The 24,281-nt window shown below is 63.4% G+C and carries 14 protein-coding genes; 11 read left to right on the forward strand and 3 right to left on the reverse strand.

The annotated features are described in order from the left end of the window. Window positions 1-159 precede the first annotated feature (159 nt). On the forward strand, window positions 160-459 hold the full coding sequence (locus tag IE071_RS14485) for a 2-hydroxyacyl-CoA dehydratase (RefSeq protein WP_189442181.1): 300 nt from the start codon (window positions 160-162) through the stop codon (window positions 457-459). A 261-nt stretch (window positions 460-720) separates the two neighbouring features. Then, the gene (locus IE071_RS14490) at window positions 721-2,376 is read left to right on the forward strand and encodes a M28 family metallopeptidase (protein ID WP_189442183.1); all 1,656 of its coding nucleotides are present in this window, start codon (window positions 721-723) and stop codon (window positions 2,374-2,376) included. A 175-nt stretch (window positions 2,377-2,551) separates the two neighbouring features. Here IE071_RS14490 and IE071_RS14495 read toward each other — a convergent pair whose 3' ends face one another. Next, window positions 2,552-3,520, reverse strand: a complete 969-nt coding sequence (locus IE071_RS14495; protein ID WP_189442185.1) for an alpha/beta hydrolase — start codon at window positions 3,518-3,520, stop codon at window positions 2,552-2,554. Window positions 3,521-3,536: 16 nt separating this feature from the next. Then, window positions 3,537-5,156, reverse strand: a complete 1,620-nt coding sequence (locus IE071_RS14500; protein ID WP_189442187.1) for an alpha-glucosidase family protein — start codon at window positions 5,154-5,156, stop codon at window positions 3,537-3,539. Between the two features lie 484 nt (window positions 5,157-5,640). On the opposite strand from IE071_RS14500, the gene IE071_RS14505 reads away from it, so the two are divergent. The 9 genes from IE071_RS14505 to IE071_RS14545 all read left to right on the forward strand — a co-directional run bounded on the left by IE071_RS14505 (window position 5,641) and on the right by IE071_RS14545 (window position 21,265). Next, window positions 5,641-8,451, forward strand: a complete 2,811-nt coding sequence (locus IE071_RS14505) for a TonB-dependent receptor (RefSeq protein WP_425503468.1) — start codon at window positions 5,641-5,643, stop codon at window positions 8,449-8,451. A 282-nt stretch (window positions 8,452-8,733) separates the two neighbouring features. After that, window positions 8,734-10,413, forward strand: coding sequence for an alpha-amylase family glycosyl hydrolase (locus tag IE071_RS14510; protein ID WP_189442189.1), 1,680 nt, complete (start codon window positions 8,734-8,736; stop codon window positions 10,411-10,413). After that, window positions 10,410-12,815 carry a glycoside hydrolase family 31 protein gene (locus IE071_RS14515; RefSeq protein ID WP_229792925.1) on the forward strand — a complete coding sequence of 802 codons (2,406 nt, stop codon included), beginning with the start codon at window positions 10,410-10,412 and terminating at the stop codon, window positions 12,813-12,815. The genes IE071_RS14510 and IE071_RS14515 overlap by 4 nt, the downstream gene beginning before the upstream one ends. Window positions 12,816-12,943: 128 nt before the next feature. Then, complete coding sequence (locus IE071_RS14520; protein WP_425503469.1) at window positions 12,944-14,482, forward strand: GH39 family glycosyl hydrolase; 1,539 nt, start codon at window positions 12,944-12,946, stop codon at window positions 14,480-14,482. Window positions 14,483-14,728: 246 nt separating this feature from the next. Continuing rightward, window positions 14,729-16,918, forward strand: coding sequence for an alpha-L-rhamnosidase-related protein (locus tag IE071_RS14525; protein ID WP_189442193.1), 2,190 nt, complete (start codon window positions 14,729-14,731; stop codon window positions 16,916-16,918). Continuing rightward, window positions 16,915-18,378, forward strand: coding sequence for an MFS transporter (locus tag IE071_RS14530; RefSeq protein WP_189442195.1), 1,464 nt, complete (start codon window positions 16,915-16,917; stop codon window positions 18,376-18,378). The genes IE071_RS14525 and IE071_RS14530 overlap by 4 nt, the downstream gene beginning before the upstream one ends. Window positions 18,379-18,416: 38 nt before the next feature. After that, complete coding sequence (locus tag IE071_RS14535; RefSeq protein WP_189442196.1) at window positions 18,417-20,105, forward strand: alpha-amylase family glycosyl hydrolase; 1,689 nt, start codon at window positions 18,417-18,419, stop codon at window positions 20,103-20,105. 166 nt (window positions 20,106-20,271) lie between these two features. Continuing rightward, window positions 20,272-20,724 carry a DUF4826 family protein gene (locus IE071_RS14540; protein WP_189442198.1) on the forward strand — a complete coding sequence of 151 codons (453 nt, stop codon included), beginning with the start codon at window positions 20,272-20,274 and terminating at the stop codon, window positions 20,722-20,724. Between the two features lie 178 nt (window positions 20,725-20,902). After that, a complete protein-coding gene (locus IE071_RS14545; protein WP_189442200.1) occupies window positions 20,903-21,265 on the forward strand; it encodes a cytochrome-c oxidase in 363 nt (120 codons plus the stop codon). 48 nt (window positions 21,266-21,313) lie between these two features. Here IE071_RS14545 and IE071_RS14550 read toward each other — a convergent pair whose 3' ends face one another. Beyond that, complete coding sequence (locus IE071_RS14550; RefSeq protein ID WP_189442202.1) at window positions 21,314-24,205, reverse strand: sensor domain-containing protein; 2,892 nt, start codon at window positions 24,203-24,205, stop codon at window positions 21,314-21,316. Between the last annotated feature and the right edge of the window lie 76 nt (window positions 24,206-24,281).

A 24,281-nucleotide genomic window follows, 5' to 3' on the forward strand; every position in this document is an offset into this window, starting at 1 on the left:
CTTCAGGGAATGGGGTAACCGGAATGCAACGATATATCGTATCAATTATGGACGAAAGCCATGCCGAAAGTCACGGTTTCAAATGGACCCTCTCCATCACTCCGCGGCATCGGAGCGACGTGCGAAAATCGGATCACCCAACGATGACCCGCGTAGCCCATGACCTCCCAGAAATACGACTTCCGCCAGTTCCAGGAAGAACTTGCCAAACTCGAACGCAAGGTTGAAAAGCAGCAACCGTCCAAACCACTTGGCAAGAAGGCCGTGGCGGCCCAGCGTCTGGCGATGGCGCGCGAAGAATTCCTAGTGCTGCGCAAGCGGCACGAGCTGACCGTTGCGGACGTCGTCGCCTTCTTCCCCGAGGAAGAAGGCATCGCCTACCTGCAGCAGCTCATCGTCGCGGCGCAGGCAAAGCCCCGGCGGACACGCAAGGTTACGGAAGCACCCGACGCGGGTTGAGGGCCGATGCGCCAACCGACCTGATAGCGGCACTCGGCCATCACCCTGTATCTCCGCGCAGACCGCCTCGACGGCAGGTGGAAAGCCAACGCGCACACCTCGCCCGACAACTGCGTCAAACTCAAGATCGGCGCTGGCAAATGGACGGCCAAACCGTCGGCGTTTCGGCATGTGCCACGACACGAGCCGGCCCAGACGAATAGACCAGACCTCGGATGCTCACTAGTATCGGAGCACTCCTTCCCCGATCGGTGACTGCCCGTGAAGCGATTGCTCCTCTCCACCTTGGTCGCAGCCGCGTGTCCAGTCGCGCTGGCCGCCGGCACCATGCCGACCTTCAGCACCGAGCGCCTGTCCGCCGAGGTCAAGACGTTGTCCTCGGATTGGTTCGAGGGTCGTGGCCCGGCCACGCCGGCCGAGACGAAAACCATCGACTACATGGTGGCGCAGATGACGGCCGCCGGCTTGCAGCCCGGTGGCGATCTGAAGGATGGCAAGCGTGCATGGACCCAGGCGGTGCCACTGCGGCGCAGCCAGATCGTCGGCACGCCAACGTTGACACTCCAGCTCGATGGCCACAGCGAGACCCTGAGCCAGGGTGAACAGATTGCGATACGCGCGCCGATGGACGGCTCGACCACGGTGGCGATCGCGAACGCACCACTGGTGTTCGTCGGTTATGGCGTGAAGGCACCCGAGCGCAACTGGGACGACTTCAAGGGCGTCGACCTGCACGGCAAGATCGCGGTGGTGCTGGTCAATGATCCGGATTTCGAGACGGGTGTGGGTGACTTCGGCGGCAAGGCGATGACCTACTACGGCCGCTGGACCTATAAGTATGAGGAGGCTGCGCGGCAAGGCGCGCTGGGCATGCTGGTGGTGCATGAAACCGCGCCGGCCTCATACGGCTGGGCCACGGTGAAGAACTCCAATACCAACACCATGTTCGACATCGTGCGCGACAAACCGTCTGCGGTGCATCCGGAACTGGAAGGCTGGATCCAGCGCGACCTGGCGGTGCAGATGTTCAAGCACGCCGGGCTGGATTTCGACGCCTTGAAGAAGCAGGCGCAGACGCGCGCGTTCAAACCGGTGACGCTGAAGGGCGAGACTTTCTCGGCCAGCTTCAAGGTCGATACCAGCGTGATCACCTCGCACAACATCGTTGGCCGCATCGAAGGCAGCAAGCGCCCGGACGAGACGGTGATCTACAGCGCACACTGGGATCATCTCGGCGTCGGCCAGCCCGATGCGAAGGGCGACCGCATCTACAACGGCGCGGTCGACAACGCGACCGGCACCGCGGCGCTGATCGAAATGGGCCGCGCCTTCGCGCAGGGACCGCGGCCCGAGCGTTCGGTGGTGTTCCTCAACGTCACCGCCGAGGAAAAGGGCTTGCTCGGCTCCGAGTATTACGCGTCGAATCCGTTGTATCCGCTGGCCAAGACCGCCGGCGTGTTGAACGTGGATGCGCTCGACCCGCACGGCCCCGCGCGCAACTTCACCATCTCCGGCAGCGCCAAGCTCGGTTTGCTGGATGACCTGATCGCCGATGCGAAGACCTACGGCATGGCCTACACGCCGGACCCGAAGCCGGAGGCCGGCGGATTCTTCCGCTCCGATCATTTCTCGTTCGCCAAACGCGGCGTGCCGGCGATCTCGTTCGGCTCAGGGGATGACTGGATCGACGGCGGCCTCAAAGCCGGCAAGGCCGCCGACGACGACTACACCGCCAAGCGCTATCACCAGCCCGGCGATGAGTGGCAGGCCAACTGGCCGTTCACCGGCATGGCGCGCGACCTGCAGCTGCTCTACATGGTCGGCAACAAGTTGGCGAACTCCGATGCGTGGCCGAACTGGAGCGAGGATTCGGAATTCCGCGGCATTCGCGACAAGACGGCGGCCGAACGGAAGTAGTCTTCGCCGTGCTCCCTCCCCTGCTTGTCCCAAAGGGACTTCCTTCGGTCGCAGGGGGAGGGTTGGGGTGGGGTCAGCTCTTGACCTTTGCGCCAGCCTGAGCAACCCCCTCCTGACCTCCCCCTGCGACCGAAGGAAGTCCCTTTGGGACAAGCAGGGGAAGGAACAAAAACAATCAATGTCGACCGTAGGCCCACAGCAGAAACGGCGGCAACATCTGCTTCCATGATGCCTGGTTGTGCACACCGTCCTGCAGCTGGAACAGCGATGCATCCGCGCTACGCGACGGATGCGTCGCGTAATCCATGTCGATCGAATAGCCGAGCTGCTTCAAGCCACGGACATGGAAGCCACCGGCCTCGCGATACCCTTCGAGCAGATCCTGTGCGTCGTCGACGGTGTCGTTGATGCCGTCGCTATCGCGATCCTTGGTCTCCTCTGCCGTACCCACCGCAAACCACATCTTCAGACCGACGCGCTTGCCGCCACGATCAACCATCGCCTGCGCCAGCCGCGTGTGCTGCACCGTTGTGGCGCTGGTGCGGTCTGCCGCCAGCCAGAACGAAGGCGAGAAGGCGCCGACCCGGCCGAACACCTCCGGATACTGCCAGCCTAAATTGAAGGCATTCAGCGCACCCAGCGACCAGCCCAGCATCGTGCGTTCGCGCGCGGACTGGCGCGTGCGGTAGTGCGCGTCGACGTATGGCACCAGCGCGGTGGCGACCCAGGCGGAATAATCTTGCGCACGCGTGCCGATCGGACCGATTACCGAGCCACCGACGAGACTGCGCGAGGTCGTGCGGTCGGACAAACCATAGCCACTGGCGCGATCGGTCAGCATGTCGATCGCCACCACGATGACCGGTTCGATCGCATGCTCGCGATAGAGTCGCGCCAGCGTCGCCTGCAGGCCCACCGCCACCATGTCCTGGCCATCGTTCGCGTACAGCACGGGATAATGACGAACGGTGTGGCTGTAATCGGGCGGCAGATAGACCGTGACCTTGATCTTCTCCGGCGCGAACGCGGGCGCATCCAGTTGCAGTTGCACGATCGCGCTTTCGGCAGCGATATCCGAGGCCAGCGCCGGCTGCATCGCGACAACCAGCAGCGCGCCAAGCAACCACCTCAGTGCGATGCTCATGCGAGATTCCGCGCCATCACTCGACGCTGGCGAACCACACGCCATAGCCGGGCAGTTGCAGCTGGTTGCCGTCAAGCTGCCCCTGCAGCAGACCGTGGCCGTCCAATCGAAGCTGCTTGCCGAGCGTCGCGGGCAAGCGGATATCGACAGTGGCATCGGCTAGGTTGAACACGACCAGGGTGGTTTGGCCATCAAGACGGCGGGTGAACGCCAATACCGGCTCACTGGTGTCGATGAACTCGATGTCGCCCCGACACAGTGCCGGCTGCGACTGACGCCAGTGCATGAAGCTGCGGAAGCCGTTCAATACCGAATGCGGGTCGGCCTCCTGCCGGGACACCGCCAACGCGCGATGCTCCTGCGGCACCGGCAGCCATGGCATGCCGCGACTGAAACCGGCGTGCGCGTCGTCGCTCCACGGCATCGGCGTGCGGCAGCCATCGCGCCCCTTGAACTGCGGCCAGAACGCGATGCCGTAGGGATCCTGCAGCGACTCGTACGGCAGCTCGGCCTCGGTCAGGCCCAGTTCCTCGCCCTGATATACGCATACCGAACCGCGCAGCGAACAGACCATCGCGGTAAGCAGGTTGGCCAGCTGTGTCGAAGACTGGCCCCGGCCCCAGCGCGTCAGCACGCGCTCGACATCGTGGTTGGAGATTGCCCAGCACGGCCAGCCTTCGGTCATCTGCGCTTCCAGCGCCTGCACCGTGCCACGGATGTGGGCGGCACTGAAGTCATCGGTCAGCAGCTCGAAGCTGTAGCCCATGTGCAGACGGCCGTGGCGGGTGTATTCGGCCATCGTCGCCAGCGAATCCTCCGACGAAATCTCGCCCAGTGCAGCCACGTCCGGATAGCGATCCATCAAGGTGCGCAACTCGCCGAGAAACGCCAGGTTCTCCGGTCGCGTGTTGTTGTAGTAGTGGTACTGGAACGCGTACGGGTTGTCCGGGCTGAAGCCGCGGCCCACGCGCTTCTCTTTCGGCTTGGGCGGGTTGTCGCGCAGCTCGCGATCGTGGAAGCAGAAGTTGATCGCGTCCAGACGCACGCCGTCCACGCCCTTGTCCAGCCAGAAGCGCACGCTGTCGAGGATCGCCGCGCGCACCTCGGGATGATGGAAATTCAGGTCCGGCTGCGAGGTCAGGAAATTGTGCAGGTAGTACTGCCCGCGTCGCGGCTCCCACTGCCAGGCCGATCCGCCGAACAGCGACAACCAGTTGTTCGGCGCACCGCCGTCATCCTTCGCATCGGCCCATACGTACCAGTCGGCCTTCGGGTTGTCGCGACTCTCGCGACTTTCCTTGAACCAGACATGCTCGATCGAGGTGTGGCTGAGCACCTGGTCGATCATCACCTTCAGACCGAGCCCGTGCGCCTTGGCCAGCAGGCGGTCGAAATCCGCCAGCGTGCCGAACAGCGGGTCGACATCGCGGTAGTCGGCAATGTCGTAACCGAAGTCGGCCATCGGCGACTTGAAGAATGGCGCAATCCAGATCGCGTCGACACCGAGGCTGGCCACATAATCGAGCCGCTCGATGATGCCCGGCAAATCACCCACGCCGTTGCCGTCGGTGTCCAGGAAGCTGCGCGGGTAAATCTGGTAGATGACGGCTCCGCGCCACCAGGGTGCATCACTCATTCGCATGTCCCGTAAGTTCTTGCTCGAGTCGAAGCGACCCACCGGAGGCGGTGCTTTCGCAGCATGTCGGGGAGCTTACTGGCAGCATGCCGGTGCAGCCGTGACAGTGCATACGTATTCATGAAAGTTCGTTATCGCACTGCAGCATGCAACGCACTGAAATCGTATGGACGTCCAAACAAATAACCGCTTCGGTCGCACCGGATGTTGCACTTGCTGGCTTTCAGCGCACTTTGAATGCGTCAGAGCACTTCGAAAAATCGAACCGGAGCGGCATTTGCCACATGATCGAATACCCGTTTGCGGTGCACAGCAGCACAATGAATACGTATGCAGGAAACGGTTTGCCTGTTGGGGGCGGCCCTACCATGGCGGCCACGTCGACGGGTTACCGGCACACACATGCGTGCCGTCCATCGCAACGTTGGGGCTGGTGATTGCAACCACTACAAATAATGACGCGCAACTTTGGGAGGGGATAACGGTGATATTCAAACGTAACGTGCTTGCCTTGGCACTGGCATCGGTCGGCTTCTGCGCGACCTCCGCCGTATACGCGGCCGCGCCGCAGAATGACCAGCCTGCCAGTTCGCAGGACACCAGCCAGACCGCGAAAGATGCCCAGGCCGTCAAGGATGCCAAGGCGAAGAAGAAGCAGGAAGCCACCCAGCTTGGCGTAGTGACGGTGAGCGGCTTCGCGCAAAGCGTCCAGAACGCGACCGCGGTCAAGCAGTCGTCTGACGAGATCGTCGAAGCGATCTCCGCCGAAGACATCGGCAAGCTGCCCGACGTCAGCATCGCCGAATCGATCGCCCGCCTGCCGGGCGTTTCGGCGCAGCGTGTCGCGGGTCGGGCGCAGGTCATCAGCGTGCGAGGCCTCTCGCCAGACTTCGCCACCACGCTGCTCAACGGCCGCGAGATGGTCAGCACCGGCGACAACCGCAGCGTGGAGTTCGACCAATATCCGTCCGAACTGATGAGCGGCGTTACGGTATACAAGACACCGAACGCCAGCCTGATCGGCCAAGGACTCTCGGGCACCTTGGACATGCACACCGTCCGCCCACTGGACTACCACGAAGACGTGGCTGTGGTCGGTGTACGCGGCCAGCACAATTCGCTGGGTTCGGCAGCCAATGCCAGCGCCAACGGCAATCGCTTCAACGCAAGCTATATCGGTCAGTTTCTTGACCGCACGCTGGGTATTGCCGTCGGCTACGCGCACTCCCTGACGCCGACCCAGGAAAATCAGGTCGGCCTGTACGAACCGTGGGAGCAGGTGGGTGCTGGCTGGCGTCCCGGCGTACCTGCCGGCACCTTTTACTCGGAGGGCATCAAGGCCCTACGCCGCACCGGCTACACCAAGCGCGACGGCGTGATGGCCACGGTGGAATGGCGGCCCTCGGACCAATGGACGAGCACGCTCGACCTGTTCCACACCAAGGCCACGCAGAAAGACACGGCTAATCAGTTCGAGGTCAATCTCGGCGACTACAACGGCGGTTATGGCCATATCAACGTCACCAACCCCGTCATCAACGGCAACGGGACGTTCACTGGCGGCACGGCGGCCAATCTGTATCCGCTGGTGCGCGGGATGTACGACAGCCGTCACGACACGATCAACGCCGCCGGATGGAAGAACGAATTCACCGCCGGACAAGTCAGCATCGTGGCCGATCTCAGCTACTCCAAGGCCAAGCGTCGCGAACTCGAGCTGGAAACCAATACCCAGTTGGAGCCAGTTCCGCAGCTGGACACGCTGAACCTGAATTACTCGAGCAGCAACTTCTCCCAGCTGTCGCCCGGGCTGGATTATTCCGATCCGAGCAAGCTGTACCTGCGCAATACCATTTACGGCTCGGGCTACGGCAAGGTGCCGCGGGTCAGCGATGAGTTGAAGAGCGCCAAGCTCGGCGCCATCGTGCCGATGCCGGATTCGATCAGCTCGGTGGTCCCGAATGTCGAAATCGGTGTCAACTACGCCGACCGCGAAAAGAACAAGCAGCAACCCGAAGGGAATATCAATGTCGGCGCGCAGGGCGATACCACCATCGCTCCCGATCTGCAGTACGGCTTGGTCGATCTCGGCTTCGCCGGCGTGGGCCGGATCCCGTCGTGGTACGTACCTGGCGTCGTCGCGCGCTACATGACCTTCCAGCCAAGCTCGGATGCTTCGTACCTGGTGTCGAAAGCCTGGGCATTGTCCGAGAAGATCACCACCGCGTACGCCATGGGCAACATCGACACCACATGGGGTGTGCCGGTCCGGGGCAATATTGGCGTCCAGCTGCAGCATGCCGACCAGTCCTCGTCCGCCAACCTGTTCAACGGCACGCAACCTGTTGGCAGCCAAATCCAGGCGATCTCAAGCGGCAAGGCCTACACAGACGTGCTGCCCAGCCTGAATCTCGCCTTCTCGCTGACCGAAGAGCAGATGCTTCGCGTGGCGCTGGCCAAGCAGGTGGCACGTCCGCGCATGGACGATATGCGTGCCTCCATGGACTTCGGTGTCGACAGCGCAACCGGCAAGCCTGGCGCCAGCGGTGGCAATCCGAAGCTCGATCCGTGGCGCGCCAACGCCTTCGATCTTTCGTGGGAGAAATACTTTGGCGACAGCGGCGGTTACGTGGCCGCCGCGTTCTTCTACAAGGAGCTGACCAGCTACATCTATACGCAGACCAGCGACAACTACGACTTCTCTGCTCAGGTGGCTGGTTACACACCACCGCCGGGTTCGCCACCGGCGTTGAAGACCGGCACGTACAGCTCGCCGATGAACGGCAAGGGTGGCTCGCTGAGAGGCCTCGAACTCTCCACATCGTTGCCGCTGAAGCTGCTCACGCCGGTGCTTGACGGCTTCGGGATCCTGGCGAGCGCCAGCTTCAACGACAGCAGCATCAAGATCCTGGCGCCGGAGAACGCCACCAGTGTCGGCAACGGCCCCATCAACCTGCCCGGCTTGTCAAAGCGCGTGTACAACCTGACCGCCTACTATGAGAAGAACGGGTTCGACGCACGCATCAGCGAGCGCAAGCGTTCGGACTTCATCGGCGAGATTGGCAACTTCGACGGCGCCCGCACGCTGCGCTACGTCGTCGGTGAAAATATCTTCGACGCCCAAGTCGGTTACACCTTCGGCCCCGCCAGCAGCCTCCATGGGCTGAGCGTGCAGTTGCAGGCCAGTAACCTGACGAACGCGCCCTACCGCACTTACGCTGGCACGAAGGATCGCCCACTCGAGTACATCGAGTGGGGTCGCACCTACCTGCTTGGCGCTACCTACAAGTTCTGAGCTAACGCGCCCCCATCCTGCCGGCGGCGACGCTGGCAGGTTTTTTTTGGCTGACCTTTGTATAGCGTTCGCGACTCGACAAGCCTGCCCAAAACGTCGACTGTCCACGCCTGCTGTTGTCGATCGGAGTAACCACGCTCCGCCTGTGCAATTAAAAACCTGCCGCTCACCCCGCATTGCTTCGCGGAAAACCGCACGACCGTGCGGATGAATAAATATGCAAAACCAATGGCACCCGCCGCGCTGCGGCCTGCCATGAAGAGCGCTCCCGAGGATTGATCGATGCCGTTCCGTGCACATCATCAGCCACACGAGAACAACGCGATCACCCGCAAGTTGTCGGAGTCTCCGTTTATACGCCTGATACGCCCTGCTGCCCTCGCCCCACTCCTGTGCACCACCCTGCTCGCCACCGGATGCGCGACGCAATCACCGCATGCGCCCGTCGCTGACCACGGTACCGCCACCAAGACGTCGCCGCCGAGCGAGTCATCCATCGCCTGCTCGGATGTCTGGTACGAAATCTTCGTGCGCAGCTGGTACGACACCAATGGCGACGGCATCGGTGACCTCAACGGCGTCACCGCGAAACTCGATTACCTCAAGTCGCTCGGTATCAGCGGCATCTGGCTGATGCCGATCAATCCATCGCCGAGCTACCACGGCTACGACGTCACCGATTACTACGGCATCAACCCGCAATACGGCACGATGAAGGATTTCCAGCGCCTGCTGGATGAAGCGCACAAGCGCGGTATCAAGGTGATCATCGACCTGGTGATCAACCACACCAGCGACCAGCATCCGTGGTTCCTCGCCGCCAGCAACCCTGCCGACCCGCATCACGACTGGTACAGCTGGGCAAAACCCGGCACCGATCTGAATGCCACCAGCGCCACTGACACACCTGCGTGGCATGCCACACCGAGCGGCCAGCACTACATCGGCGTGTTCACCGGCACGATGCCGGATCTGGATTACGACACGCCGGCGGTACGCGAAGAGATGGTTCGCCTGGGCCAGTTCTGGCTGAAGAAGGGTGTCGACGGCTTCCGTCTCGATGCGGCCCAGCACATCTATTACGACTTCAAGTCGCAAGATGGCGATCCAGCCGTGCTGAAAAAGAACCTAACCTGGGGGTCGGAGTTCCGCCGCGGTCTCGACGAGGTCAGGCCCGATGCCTACGTGGTCGGCGAGGTTACCCAGGACGACGCGGAAAAACTCGCACCCTGGTTCAAGCCACTGAGCGCCGTGTTCGATTTTCCACTGGCGACGCATCTGATCGACAGCGCGAAGAGTGAACGCGCAGGCGATCTTGGTGGCGTCCTCGCACGCACCGATGCCGCCTATCGCAAGGCCACCGGCAAGTCAGGCGTGGATGCGCCGTTCCTGTCCAACCACGATCAGGAGCGCGTGATGAGCCAGCTCGACGGCAATGCGCAGCACATGCGCATGGCCGCCGCGCTGCTGCTCACCCTGCCCGGCCAGCCGTTCGTCTACTACGGCGAGGAACTCGGCATGCGCGGCAAGAAGCCCGATCCGGATCTGCGCGAACCGATGCGCTGGAACCGCGATCCGCACGCCAGGGGCACCACCGCGTGGGAGGCATCGACCTCCGGCAACGGCTCGGCAGTGTCGGTCGCGGCCGAACAGGCCGACCCCGATTCGCTGCTCAACTACTACACGAAGTTGATCCACTGGCGCAGCACCATCCCCGCACTGCGCGACGGCGACTACCGCATCTACCCGGAGGCGAACGACCACCTGCTGGCGTGGCAGCGCGCCGACGCGCATGGCGCGGTACTGGTTATCCACAACCTTTCCGGCCAGCCGCAATCGATGCCTCTGGACGTGCCCGGCCAGCCGCGCTACACCCGCGTGCTGCGCCAGAGCACGCACGGTGCTTCCCTCCACGACGGCCGCGTGCAGCTGCCGCCCTACAGCAGCGTGGTCCTGCAATGACGACACGACAACACTTCCTCGCCACGTTCGCTGCGATTGCCTTCGCAGTGGCCATGCCTGCGGCCGGAGACGCTGCGGACACCGCTGCATCGGCCACGTCGGTCGATGGCCGCGGCGTCACGTTCCAGCTCGACCACGAGCAGGTCTGGATCCACCTCGACGGCCCCGGCGTGGTGCACGTGCAGGCGCTGCCCGCCGGCGCCACCGACACGCATACGCTGGTGCTCGATCCTCATGCGAAGCCGGCGGTCGTCGCGAACGCGCGCGTGCACGATGACGACGACACGCTCACCCTAGCCAGCGACCGCCTCGCCGCGATCTGGCACAAGCGGACCAACACGCTGGAGCTGCAGGACGCGCAACGCCACCCGCTGCTCACGCTCGACCTGGCCGCGCTGGCGCATGGCGAAGTGCAGCTGACCCACGCGCCGGGTGACGCACTGTACGGCATCGGCGGCTACGACAAGGACGCCGACGCCTCCGCCGGACTGCTGCGCACCGGTGCGCAGGTGGCCAAGGCCGGCGAACAGGGCCACGCCGGCGCGCCGTTCGTGTGGAGCACGGCCGGCTACAGCGTGCTGGTGGACAGCGACGGCGCGGACTTCAAACTGCACGACGGGCGCATCGACATCGGCGGCATGTCAAAACCAGAGACAGACGTCTATTTGATGGTCGGCGATCCGCCGCAACTGTTCGGCGATCTGGCGAACCTCAGCGGCCACGCGCCACTGTTCCCGAAGTGGGCGAACGGCTTCATCAACAGCCAGTGGGGCATCGACGAGCCGGAGTTCCGCTACATCATCGCCAACTACCGTCAACGACACATCCCGCTCGACGCCTTCACCTTCGATTTCGACTGGAAGGCGTGGGGCGAGGACTGGGGTGAGTTCCGCTGGAACGCGGAGAAATTCCCCAACGGCCCCATCGGCCAGCTGAAGGCCAACATGGACAAGCTCGGTGTGCACATGACCGGCATCATGAAGCCGCGCGTGCACGTGGACACCGTCGAGGGCCGCTATGCCACCGCGCACGACCTGTGGCTGCCCAACGAGAAGGCATCGCCGGACTACTTCTCGCACAAGAGCGTGAAGGACATCGACTTCGACAAGTCCGCCGCGCGCGTGTGGTGGTTCAACGATGCGCTCAAGCACAGCTTCGACACCGGCATCGTCGGCTGGTGGAACGACGAGGCCGACACCACTCAGAGCGACACTCAGTTCCTCAACATGCAGCGTGCCACCTACGACGGCCAGCGCGCGATTTCCAACCAGCGCGTGTGGTCGATCAACCGCAACTTCTGGCTAGGCTCGCAGCGCTACGCCTACGGCCTGTGGTCGGGCGACATCGACACGGGCTTCGCCAGCATGGCCGCGCAACGGCCGCGCATGTTGAGCGCGATCAACGTGGGCGAGATGCAATGGGGCATGGATGGCGGCGGTTTCAAGGGCCATCCGTCCGACGAGAACTATGCGCGCTGGATCGAGTTCGGCGCGTTCACGCCGATCTTCCGCGTGCACGGTGAGCAGGGCGAAAAGCGCCAGCCATGGGTGTACGGCGCGGAGCACAGGCTGCCTGACGCCCCACTGCCGATCGGTTACAACGGCGCAGCGGCCGAAGTGGCGGCAATCAAGGCGATCCGCCTGCGCTACGCACTGCTGCCCTACATTTACGCCTACCAGCACCGCGCAAGCAGCATAGGCATTGGCTTGGTACAACCGCTCGCCTTCGTCTGGCCGCACGATGCCAACGTGCGCAACGATGTCGACAGCTGGCTGTTCGGCGACTGGCTGCTGGTGTCGCCGGTGGTCGAGCCAGGCCAGACTTCGAAAGACGTCTACCTGCCGGCCGGACGCTGGACCGACTGGTTCAGCGGCAAGGTCCATCAAGGCGGTCAGACCATCCACCTCGCCATCGACAACACGCATTGGAACGACATCCCGCTGTTCATCCGCGACGGCGCGATCATCCCGACTCAGCCACCGATGGATTACGTCGGTGAGAAGCCGCTAACCCAACTCGATGTCGAGGTGTTTCCCGCCGCCCAGCGCAGCCACTTCGATTACTACGACGATGACGGCGCAACTTACGATTACGAGCACGGCGCGTATTTCAGCCAGCTTCTGTCCGTGCAGCAGAATGGCGATGGCGTGCAGTTCGAGACCAGCGCAGTCACCGGCAGCTACAAGCCGGCGTTGCAGTTCTATCTGCTGAAGATTCACGGCAACACGACCACTACGATCACCGGCAACAACACGCAGCTACCGTCCTTCGCCAGTCTTGATGCCTTGCAACACAGTCAGGGCGAAGGCTGGGCCAGCGGCCACGACCGTTTCGGCGCCGTAACCTGGGTACGGATCGCCACAGGCAAGTCGCAAACCCTGGTGCTTGCGTCGAAGCACTGAGCGCTCGGAGCTTTGCCGCAGCAGTGGACGCAGCGGCCGGCTCGGACGAGACTCTACGTCTCGGTGCCTGCTTGGTCAGCCACCAACGATCCCGCGGGCCTTTCCGCCGCGACAGCATGGACATCGCCATGTCATCCGCTCGCCACTTCGCCATTGCCGTTTGCATCGCCCTGCTGCTCGCCGGCACGCTCCACGCGTCACCTGCCGTCACCGAGCAGATCCGCGTCGACGCCAGCGCCAGCACCACGCCCTTCCCGCATTTCTGGGAGCAGATGCTCGGCTCCGGCCGCGCCTCGCTGGCCCTGCGCGACGACTACCGCAAGGATCTGGACGCGGTACACCAAGCCACCGGCGTCGGCTACATCCGCTTCCACGGCATCCTCGACCACGACGTAGGCCTGGTGCAACGCGACGCGCAAGGAAAGATTTCCTACAACTTCTCCTACGTCGACCAGATCTACGACGGCCTGCTCGAGCATGGCTTCAAACCGTTCGTCGAACTCGGCTTCATGCCGCCGGAACTGACTTCGGACCCGAACGCGCTGCATCCATTCTGGTACCACCCGAACATCGCGCCGCCGAAAGACTACGCCGAGTGGGACGCGATGATCGGCGTGCTGGCGAAGCACCTGGTCGAACGCTATGGCATCGACGAAGTGGCCAGCTGGTACTTCGAGGTGTGGAACGAACCGAACATCGGGTTCTGGGCGGGCACGCCGCCGCAGGCCACCTACTTCACCCTGTACGACCACACCGTGCGCGCGCTCAAGGCCGTGAGCCCGCGCATCCGTGTGGGCGGCCCGTCCACCGCACAGGCCGCATGGGCCACCGAGTTCCTCGCGCACACGCACAAGAACAACGTGCCGGTCGATTTCGTCAGCACGCACGTCTACGGCGACGACACCGCCGACAATGTGTTCCACACCAACGAGAAGATTCCGCGCGCCGACATGGTCTGCCGCTCGGTCGACAAGGTGCACAAGGAAATCGCCGCCTCGCCCTACCCGCACCTGCCGCTTGTCTTCAGCGAATACAACGCCAGCTACGCCAACCTGCCCAACGTCACCGACACCGTGTTCATGGGGCCGTGGCTCGCCAACACGATCCGCGAGTGCGCCGGCAAGGTCGAGATCATGAGCTACTGGTCGTTCTCCGACGTGTTCGAGGAACAAGGCGTCGTGCGCAACCCGTTCTACGGCGGCTTCGGCCTGATCGCCGCCGACCGCATTCCCAAACCCGCGTTCAACGCGTTCAGCATGCTACACAAGCTGGGCGACAAACGGCTCGCGGTCGATTCCGATTCCGCCCTGGTCACCCGGCGCGACGATGGCAGCGTGGTCATCGCGCTGTGGAACTACGCCCCACCCGTCGGCGACACCGCCAGCTATACGCCGGGCGTACCCGCCGGCACACCGAAACACTTCAGCATCGACGTGCAGCATCTGCCCGCCAGCGCCCATGCCACGGTCTGGCGGGTAGACGCCACCCACGGCAATGCTGTCGCCCCGTTCGACCGGATGGGCCGCCCCGACTTCCCCAGCCGCAAGCAGATCGTCGAACTGCGCAAAGCCGGTGAGCTGGCCGCACCGGAGTCCATGGCGGTGAGCAACGGCAAGTTCGAGCTCACCGTTCCGGTACAGGGGCTGGTCGTGGTGGTGATTCGCTGAGGCCGGCCAACCCGACGGAAGCTCAACGCCCATCCCGCAGCTCGCGCCGGTCTCTGCCGCCCATGAATACGTATGCATGGGCTGGTTGCTGCAGTGCGACGCTATCTACCATGCGGTAGTCCAAGCCAATCGGCATGAACCGACATGCTGCGCCTGCCGGGCGAAGTCCAGACGTGACACAACAGCTGCAGGAGGGGTCATGCCGATCGAGCACATCATCCAACGCGGGCCGCGCGCGGCACACGCATGCTGAGCATCGCCCTGGCTGCCGCGCTGGCCGCAAGTGCGGCGACACCGGCCTGGCACGACGGACTGGATTGGCACGGTGTGCACGTGAGCATGAGCCAGGACGCGCAAGGCAGCTACACGCTGGCGTGGCCTTACGGGCAACGCGTGATTCCAGTCCAGCCATTACACACGGATACCGCCAGTCCGCTGTTCGATGGTTTGTTCGCCATGGCGCAAGACGACCTGAAGCAGGACTCGGTGACGGCGATCCGCGATGGCGCGTTCGATCACGGCCAGCCGATTCCCTGCCAGTGTTTCGAGACCGGGTTGAAGTGGCCGTATGTATGGACACGCGACCTGTCGTATTCGGTCGACCTCGGGCTGTGGCGCTTCGATCCCGCACGTTCGCGCAACGGCTTGCAGTTCAAGCTGTCCGACGTGCGTGTGCCGTCTGCGCCGCAAGGCCTGTATGTGATGCAGGACACCGGCTCCGGCGGCAGCTGGCCGATCAGCACCGATCGCGTGGTGTGGTTCCTCGGCGCCCAGCACCTGCTCGGCGACAAGGCGTTCGCTGCGGACGTCTACCGCGCGCTGGGCAACACGCTGGCGCAGGATCGGCAGTACGCATTCGATGCCGGGTTCGGGTTGTACCGCGGCGAGACCTCGTTCCTCGACTGGCGCGAACAGACCTATCCGGCGTGGACGGCGGACAACGTCGTCGCCATCGGGCAATCGTTCGCGCTATCCACCAATGTGTTGCACTACCAGGCGCTTCAGCTGGCCGCATCACAGGCCGATGCGCATCACGATGCGAAAGCCGCCAGCGATTACCGCGCTCAAGCCGCCACACTGAAGACCGCGATCAACGCGCACTTCTGGCGCGCCGATCGCGGTCTGTACATGAGCTATCTCGGTGGCGACGGTACGCCATACGACACCTACGACCTGCTCGGCATCGCGCTGGCGATCACCAGCGGCGTAGCCGATGGCGAGCGTGCGCGACAGACGCTGGCGAACTATCCGACCTGGCCGGCCGGCAGTCCGGTGATCTGGCCCGAACGCGCCGACCAGCCGATCTACCACAATCGCGCGATCTGGCCGTTCGTCAGCGCCTACGCGCTGCGCGCTGCGCGCACAGTGAACGCACCGTCACGCATCGCGCACGAGATCGAGTCGGTGATGCGCGGCGCGGCACTGTACGGCTCCAATATGGAGAACTACGAGCTGCTGACCCAGGGCCAGCACGTGGACGAGGGCAAGCTCAGCGGCCCGGTGGTCAATTCGCCGAGGCAGGTGTGGTCGGTGGCAGCCTATTTCGCGGTAGTGACCGAGGGCGTGTTCGGTCTCACCGAAGATGGGCATGTCGAACCCAAACTCCCCACCTCGCTGGTGCCGATGCTGTTCGGCCAGCGCACGTCGATCACGCTGAACCTGCCGGATCGACAGATCACGCTACAGCTTCCCGCGCATCACGACGGCAACCTGCTGGTCGCCGACCGCGCCGACACCCATGGCACCAGTACGGTCGTAACGCTCAAGGCGATCCAGGTGCAAGACACGCCGCTGCGCACCGACGCACCGCTGTACGCACCAACCGCTCCCGCCGCGCCGGTGCTCACCGCCGATGCCGGCAGCTGGCACGTGCAAGTCGATGGCAAGGTGATGCTCTTCATCAACGGCCAGCGCCATGGCAGCATCGACGGCAATGGCCAGCTCGCACGTCAGCCGGGACTGCTCTGCGTCAACGCCACGCGCATCGATGCACAAGGCCTCGAATCACTGCACAGCCCCGACATCTGCGTGGGCGATGTGACGAAAATGGCTGGCAACTGGCCGCGCATGTGGATGGCATCAGCCACCGGCAACTATCGCGTCTCACTCGACTACGCCAATGAACATGGCCCGATCAATACCGGCATCACCGCCACGGTGAAAATGCTACTGATCCGCTGCGCCGGCAGCGACGAGCAACGCCTGCCGATCGTGATGCCGCACAGCATCGGCGTGCAGCACTCGACCTGGGGCCGCTTCGCCGCGAAAGCCGGCGCCGGCTGCCAGTTCACCCTCGATGACGGCTTCAACATGAGCTATCTCACCCACTTCGCCCACTACACCGGCGGCGCCGGCGGCAGCGACGGCCCGTTGAACCAGGCCGACGTGCGCGAGCTGGTGATCGCCCCTCTTGCCACGGAAACCACCACTCCATGAAGTCAAAACCCGAACTGTCGTTCTGGCAGATCTGGAACATGTGCTTCGGCTTCCTCGGCATCCAGTTCGGCTTCGCGCTGCAGAACGCCAACGTCAGCCGGATCTTCCAGACGCTGGGCGCGAACGTGGACCAGATTCCGGTGCTTTGGATCGCCGCGCCATTTACCGGGCTGATCGTGCAGCCGGTCATCGGCTACTTCTCCGACCGCACCTGGAACCGCTTCGGTCGGCGCCGGCCGTATTTCTTCGCCGGCGCGGTGCTGGCGACGATCGCCCTGCTGGCGATACCCAACTCGCCCACGCTGTGGATCGCCGCCGGCCTGCTGTGGATCATGGATGCGTCGTTCAACGTCTCGATGGAACCGTTCCGCGCCTTCGTCGGCGACCAGCTGCCGCCATCGCAGCGCCCGCTGGGCTACGCGATGCAAAGTGTGTTCATCGGCGTGGGCGCGGTGGTGGCCTCGTTCCTGCCCTATCTGCTCACCCACTTCGGCGTGGCCAACACGGCACCGGCTGGCGTGGTGCCGCACTCGGTGAAGTACGCCTTCTTCGCCGGCGCGCTCGTGCTGCTTGCGGCGATGCTGTGGACCATCCTGAGCACCCGCGAGTATCCACCGGAACAACTGGAGTCGTTCTCGGACAACCGCATCGCGGAGGCGCCCGGCAGCGTGGCCGGCGCGTGGAAGATCGGCACGCTGTTTCTGGTGCTGGGGCTGGTGCTGCTCGGTCTGATCCTGCGCTTCGCGCTGGACAAGGAGCTGTACCTGCTGGCCGCCGGGCTGGTCGGTTTCGGCGCACTGTTCGTGTGGCTCAGCCAAACCCGCAGCGATGGCGCGCTACGCCACATCATGGGCGATCTGCATGGCATGCCCAAACCGATGCGCCGGCTCAACTGGGTGCAATTCTTCTCCTGGTTCGCCATGTTCGCGATGTGGATCAACACCACCTCGGCCGTATCGCAGACTTTCTACGGCAGCAGCGATACGACGTCCGTGGCCTATAACGAGGGCGCCAACTGGGCCGGCGTGTTGATGGGCACCTACAACGGCGTGGGCGTGCTTGCGGCGATCCTGATCCCGCTGCTGGTGCGCGCCTGTGGGCTGCGCATGAGTCATCTGATCAACCTGTGGCTGGGCGGGCTGGGTCTGCTGTCGTTCCTGGTGATCCGCGATCCGCACTGGCTGATCGCGTCGATGGTTGGCGTGGGCTTCGCCTGGGCGTCGATCCTCTCGCTGCCCTACGCGATGCTGTCGGACAACCTGCCGGCGGCGAAGATGGGCATCTACATGGGCATCTTCAATTTCTTCATCGTGATCCCGCAACTGCTCGCCGCCAGCGTGCTGGGTGTGCTGCTGAAGCTGTTCTTCCACAACCAGCCGATCTGGGCGCTGGGTATGGGTGGCGCCAGCCTGCTCATCGCGGGCCTGTGCACGCTGCGCGTGCCCGACCCCGAAGCCTGACCAGACACGCCCGCGCCCCGCTCCACGGAACCCGAACCATGTCCAAGCTGCGCCTGCTTCCCGCCCTCGTCGCCACCCTCGCCTGCAGCTTCGCGCACGCGGCCACACCGGCGAAGGCAGCCGAGTTCGTTGGCACCGACGAGCCGTTCGCCTCCAACGCGATCTACTTCGTGATGACCGACCGCTTCGTCAACGGCGATCCGTCCAACGACCAGCGCCACCAGGGTGGTGCGCATCCCACCTTCGACATTCCGGTACCAGGCGCGCCCGAGGGCCAGAGCGACAACATCGGCTACCTCGGCGGCGACTTCAAGGGCGTGCTGAACAACGCCGGCTATATCCGCGGCATGGGCTTCGGCGCTGTGTGGATCACGCCGATCGTGCAGAACCCGGACGAGGCGTTCACCGGCGGCGACCCGGTGAGCTGGGGCTCGAAGTTCACCGACCGCGGCAAGACCGGTTTCCACGGCTACTGGGGCGTCAACTTCTACAAGCTCGACCCGCACCTGCCCAGCAAGGGCCTCGACTTCGCCCAGTTCACCACGGCGATGCATGCGCAAGGCCTGAAGGTGGTGCAGGACATCGTCGCCAATCACGGCTCGCCCGCCTTCAGCATGCCGAAGGCGCAGCCGATGTTCGGCCAGATCTACGACAAGGACGGCAAGCTGATCGCCGACCATCAGAACCTGCGCCCGGACCAGCTCGACCCCGTGCGCAATCCACTGCACCGCTTCTATCACGCGTATGAAGATCTAGCGCAACTGTCCAACAACGACGACGAGAACCCGGCCGTACTGGACTACTTCGTCGGTGCCTACCTGCAATGGGCCGGCGAAGGCGCTGACGAGTTCCGCATCGACACCATCAGCCACATGCCCACCGCGTTCTGGAAACAGTTCGCCGCGCGCATACGCGCGAAGCATCCGGGCTTCTTCATGTTCGGCGAGGCGTTCGACTACAGCCCCGACAATATCGGCCAGTACACCTGGGCGAAGAACGGCGGCATCAGCGTGCTCGACTTCCCGCTGCGCGGGCGCGTCGCCGACGTGTTCGAACATCCCGGCAGCGACTACGCCCACCTGCTCGACCGCCTCTACCTCACCAACGGCCCCTACGCGAACCCGTACGACCTAGTCACGTTCTACGACAACCACGACATGGCCCGACTCAAGGCCAGCGACAACGGCTTCATCGACGCCAACAACTGGCTGTTCACCGCGCGCGGCATCCCGGCGGTCTATTACGGCTCGGAAACCGGCTTCGAGCGCGGCAAGGCCGAGCACGAAGGCAACCGCAACTACTACGGCCAACAGCGCATCGACGACGCGTCAAAGAGTCCGATCTACCATCAGCTCAAACGCATCGCACAACTGCGCGAAAAGGCGCCAGCACTGCAACGCGGCCTGATGCTGCCGCTGCGCTTCGCCGGCGACCAGGCCGCGTTCTATCGCGTGTACCAGAAAGGCGACGTACACCAGATCGCGCTGGTGCTGCTCAACAAGGGCGACCAGCCAGCCGACTTCACCATCAGCGACAAGCTGCAGTCGGGGCACTGGCAACCCGCCTTCGGCGGCAACGCCATCGAAGTAGCGGACGGCGGCAACCTGCACACCAGCGTCGCCGCCCACGACGTGCAGGTCTACCTGCTCGACGCCACTGCCACCCGCGCCGATTTCGTCGCCGAGCTGACGCGGCTGATGGAAGAGCGCGGGCACCCTGTCAACTGAACCACCTTGCTAAACACTGCGTGATTAGGCTGCAGAATTAGACGACACCCCAGAACACAAGCTATTGATCTGCGTAAACCGACGCATCGAAAACAACAGCCACCGCACGGGATAGGCTGCAGGATTACACTGCGTTATGAAATCTACTAAGCGTTAGCACTCATCTATGGAAGATCGCGACGATCCCTACGCCGATCCCGAAGTTGAAGCTCGGTGGTTCGCTGAGCAACGCAATGACGTGCTCGATTACCTCATGCAAGAAGGTGTGAGCCACGGCGGCGTCCCAGAAGCGCCTGCCTGGTCCGCATCACCGTATGTTTCTGTCTGGCGCGTCGGCAGTGTCAAAACGCCAGCGACTGTCGGTTGGTGGGCTATCTGTGGCGACTGCCCTTGCGACTACGTTTCAGCAGCGGACGCCAGCAACCCACGCGAAGCAATCAAAGCCATCGCATCACTTTGGCAAGAGAAGGCAGCGTTCATGGCACGTGGCGAAACGCATCCAACCTTTGTCATCGGTTTGGGCGAGAGCGACGAGGAGCTTGCTCCACTGCTGTCATCAAGAGCTGAACTGCTTCTTGAGTGGGTTGAGGACGATGACGCATGGGGCGATGAGTCGTAGCATCAAGTTTGAACTGCACGGTTGATCAGTCTTCATCGAAGCACTCCTGGGGTGTTTGGTAGTTCAACCTCTTTCGCGGTCTGGCGTTGAGAGCATCAGCGATCAGACTGCAATCGAGCTGCGTGATCGCGTGCATGCTGGTGCCTTTAGGCAAGCGCATTCAAAAAGGGGAAAACTCATGGCACATCGACTGATCTGGATCGCGGCGCTGTATCTGGTCTTGGGCGCCACTCTCGGCCTGTATATGGGGGCCACCCAGAACTTCATACTGGCACCGGTTCATGCCCACATCCTGTTGGCTGGTTGGCTTTCGTTGGCAATGGCTGGCGTCATCTATCGCTTATACCCAGCCGCAAGCGACACCCGACTCGCCAAGGCACATTTTTGGCTGCACAACCTGGGACTTCCCATCTTCATGCTTGGCCTGGCGTCCATGCTGACGGGTCACAATGTGCCTGCCCTGGTACCCGTAGGAGCGCTTGCTTTCTTCGTTGGCTTGCTGTGTTTCAGCATTAACCTGTGGCGTCGTGTCAGAGGCTGAGGCGGTCTAACTTCAGCATCAGGCCGATGTGCTGACGACGCGCTCGACTCAGGGGCGCGCCTTCGGCAACGCGCTGAAGAACGCCTCTGCCTCCCGCACCGGCAGCGCAGGGCCGAGATGATTGCCCTGCAGTTCGTCACAGCCCATCTCTGCCAGAAAATCTGTCTGCGCCTGCGTCTCCACGCCCTCGGCGGCCACCGTCATGTGCAGTTGATGGCCGAGCGTGATGATGGCCTGGGCGATCGCGGCGTCATCGGCGTCCGTCGGCAGACCACGCACAAAACTCTGGTCGATCTTCAGCTTGTCGATGGGAAACTGCTTAAGGTAGGCCAGGCTGGAATAGCCGGTACCGAAGTCGTCCAATGACAGCAGGGTACCGAGTGCCTTGAGCCCGGTCAGGGTGCGACGAATCCACTCGACGTTTTCCATCAACGAGCTCTCGGTCATTTCGATGTCCAGCATTGCCGGCGGCACGGCTTGCCGCTGCAATGCCGCAGCCACCGTATCGACCAGGCCTGGACGCAAAAGCTGTTGCGCCGAGACGTTCACTGCCACGCAGAAATCGCGATGGCCGCGATCCAGCCATGTGCGCACCTGTCTGCACGCGGTATCAAGCACCCATTCACCGATCTCGGGCATCAATCCAAGCGCCTCGGCCACAGGTATGAAGCGGCCTGGCGATACCAGACCGAGTTCATGACTGTTCCAGCGCAGCAGCGCCTCGAACCCGGTCAAGGCGTGATCGTGCGCCCGATGCTGTGGTTGGTAGTAAAGCTCCAGCTCGTTGTCGCGAATCGCATCGCGCAGATGAGTGCCCAGCACCAGCCGCTCTTCGAGTGCGCGCATCTGCTCGATGGAAAATTCGGAAACGCGGTCGCGGCCATCGCGCTTGGCTCGGGTCATCGCGGCCTCGGCACTGCGCAGCAGACTCTTCGGCGTATCGCCATGATCGGGCGAGTGGCTGATGCCGACACTGGCGGTCAGCAGCAGCCGGTAGTCGTCACCCTCGATGGGCTCGGCCACCGCTGCACGCAATCGTTCGGCCAGTTCAAGCACGCTTTGCCGAGACATGCCGCGAATCGCGACGACGAATTTGTCGCCGGCAAAACGCGCGACCTGGCCCTGCCGTCCCAGCGCCGCCTGCAACCGGCTGGCCAGCCGTTTCAGCACGTCATCGCCGGTCGCGTGCCCCACGGATTCATTGACCACCTGGAAACGATCCGGCCCGACAATCATTACCCAGACTGACGCCGCCCTATCCTGCAGCATCGCAGCGAGGACCTGCTCGATCACCAGGTGATGAGGCAGTCCGGTGACCGCGTCGTGGCTGGAGGCGTAGGCCAGCTCCGCCTCGGCGCGACGACGTTCGGTGATGTCGCGCGCCACGGCATAGAGCATGCCGTCCGGCGCGGCAAACGACACCCACTCCAACCAGTGCTCGCTACCATCCTTGTAGACGCAGCGATTGACGAACTCATGGACCTGCGGCCCCGACCCGCTCAACGTCAGCATCGGGTCCGCGCTGTCCGAACCAACTTCCGGCCGCAGGAATTCCCGGTAGTTCCTCGACATCAGCTCGTCGGCGCTGTAGCCGGTGGCGTGCGACAACGCCGGATTGAACTGGACGATCCGCTCGCTCTGCGGATCGAGAATGCAGAAGATCTCCAGCGACATCTCGAAGAAGCGGTTGCGCTCGCGCAGCCGCCCGACCAGCCGGGCGCTCTCGATGGCGATGCCGGTGATCGGCAACATGCGATCGATGCTCTGCAGTTCCTCCAGGCGTGGCTCGCGCGGCTCGCGGTAATACACGGCAAACGTACCCAGAACCTGGCCGTGGCTGCCAGGCACAGGTGTCGACCAGCAAGCCCTCAGTCCGTGGGCCAGCGCTGGCGCCTTGTAGTTCTCCCAGTACGGGTGACTGGCGATGTCGGCCACCACGACGCGCTCGCCACGCCACGCCGCGGTACCGCATGAGCCGCATGCCTCGCCGACTTCCAGTCCATGAATGGATTGGTTGTAGGTTTCCGGCAGGCTCGGCGCAGCACCGTGCAATACGTGCCGCCCATCGTCGTCCAGCAGCAGCAACGAGCAGAGCGCACCGGGGTTCAGCACCTCGTGCAGGCGCGCGATGCGCTCCAGACTTTCAGCCAGTGGCCGGTGTGCGGCGATTCCCACCAGAATCTCGTGCTGGCCGGCCGCCATCTGCTCCGTTCTCTTGCGCTCGGTGATGTCCTGACAGGCACCCAGCATGCGGACAGCACGACCGGTCTCATCGACATCCACGGCACCACGGCTCAGCAAGCTGCGCTCGGAGCCGTCCGTGCGAACAATGCATTCCTCGAACTCGAACGGCTGGTGATTGTTGGCCGCCAGCTCGATGACTTGCTGCACCCGTGCGCGATCCAGCGGATGCACCAGGGCGAGATAGGCCTCGAACGTGGCCGCATACTGCTCCGGTGTCACGCCATAGATGCGGTACAGCTCCGTCGACCAGGTCACCCGATTGCTGGCGATGTCCCACTCCCAACTGCCGAGGTGTGCCACCTGCTGCGCTTGATCGAGCATCCGCTGCTGCTGTTGCAGCATCTGCTCGGCCTGCTTGCGCTCGGTGATGTCGCGGAAATAAATGGTCAGACCGTTCAGCGACGGATAGATACGGTTCTCGAACCAGCGGTTGTACGGAGGGTAGAACGCCTCGATCTGGATCATCCGCTGTTCGGCCATCGCCTGCTCGTAGGCACGCTGGAATGGCTGGTCGACGCCCTCCGGAAATTCCGTCCAGATGTGCCGGCCGATCAGTTCCTCGGCGCGGCGCCCGAAAAATTCGCAGGCTTTCGCGTTCAGAAAGGTGTAGCGCCACTCACAATCCAATGCCACATAGGCATCGGTGATGCGCTCGAACACCTGATGAAACTCCATCTCTGACGGGGTACGTCCCATGGCGTGCTCGTTCCTGTCATTTGGGAATGCGCGGTGCAGGGTAAGTGATCGCGCAGGCGCGCCACAATGGCGGCTT

It is taken from the genome of Rhodanobacter panaciterrae (assembly GCF_014651895.1).
In the GTDB taxonomy this organism is placed as follows: Bacteria; Pseudomonadota; Gammaproteobacteria; order Xanthomonadales; family Rhodanobacteraceae; genus Rhodanobacter; species Rhodanobacter panaciterrae.

Bases quoted from the DNA above. Each gene is read 5' to 3' on its own strand.
- IE071_RS14485 (WP_189442181.1), top strand. From the start codon at position 160: ATGACCTCCCAGAAATACGACTTCCGCCAGTTCCAGGAAGAACTTGCC.
- IE071_RS14495 (WP_189442185.1), bottom strand. From the start codon at position 3,520: ATGAGCATCGCACTGAGGTGGTTGCTTGGCGCGCTGCTGGTTGTCGCG.
- IE071_RS14500 (WP_189442187.1), bottom strand. From the start codon at position 5,156: ATGAGTGATGCACCCTGGTGGCGCGGAGCCGTCATCTACCAGATTTAC.
- IE071_RS14510 (WP_189442189.1), top strand. From the start codon at position 8,734: ATGCCGTTCCGTGCACATCATCAGCCACACGAGAACAACGCGATCACC.
- IE071_RS14515 (WP_229792925.1), top strand. From the start codon at position 10,410: ATGACGACACGACAACACTTCCTCGCCACGTTCGCTGCGATTGCCTTC.
- IE071_RS14520 (WP_425503469.1), top strand. From the start codon at position 12,944: ATGTCATCCGCTCGCCACTTCGCCATTGCCGTTTGCATCGCCCTGCTG.
- IE071_RS14525 (WP_189442193.1), top strand. From the start codon at position 14,729: ATGCTGAGCATCGCCCTGGCTGCCGCGCTGGCCGCAAGTGCGGCGACA.
- IE071_RS14530 (WP_189442195.1), top strand. From the start codon at position 16,915: ATGAAGTCAAAACCCGAACTGTCGTTCTGGCAGATCTGGAACATGTGC.
- IE071_RS14535 (WP_189442196.1), top strand. From the start codon at position 18,417: ATGTCCAAGCTGCGCCTGCTTCCCGCCCTCGTCGCCACCCTCGCCTGC.
- IE071_RS14540 (WP_189442198.1), top strand. From the start codon at position 20,272: ATGGAAGATCGCGACGATCCCTACGCCGATCCCGAAGTTGAAGCTCGG.
- IE071_RS14545 (WP_189442200.1), top strand. From the start codon at position 20,903: ATGGCACATCGACTGATCTGGATCGCGGCGCTGTATCTGGTCTTGGGC.
- IE071_RS14550 (WP_189442202.1), bottom strand. From the start codon at position 24,205: ATGGGACGTACCCCGTCAGAGATGGAGTTTCATCAGGTGTTCGAGCGC.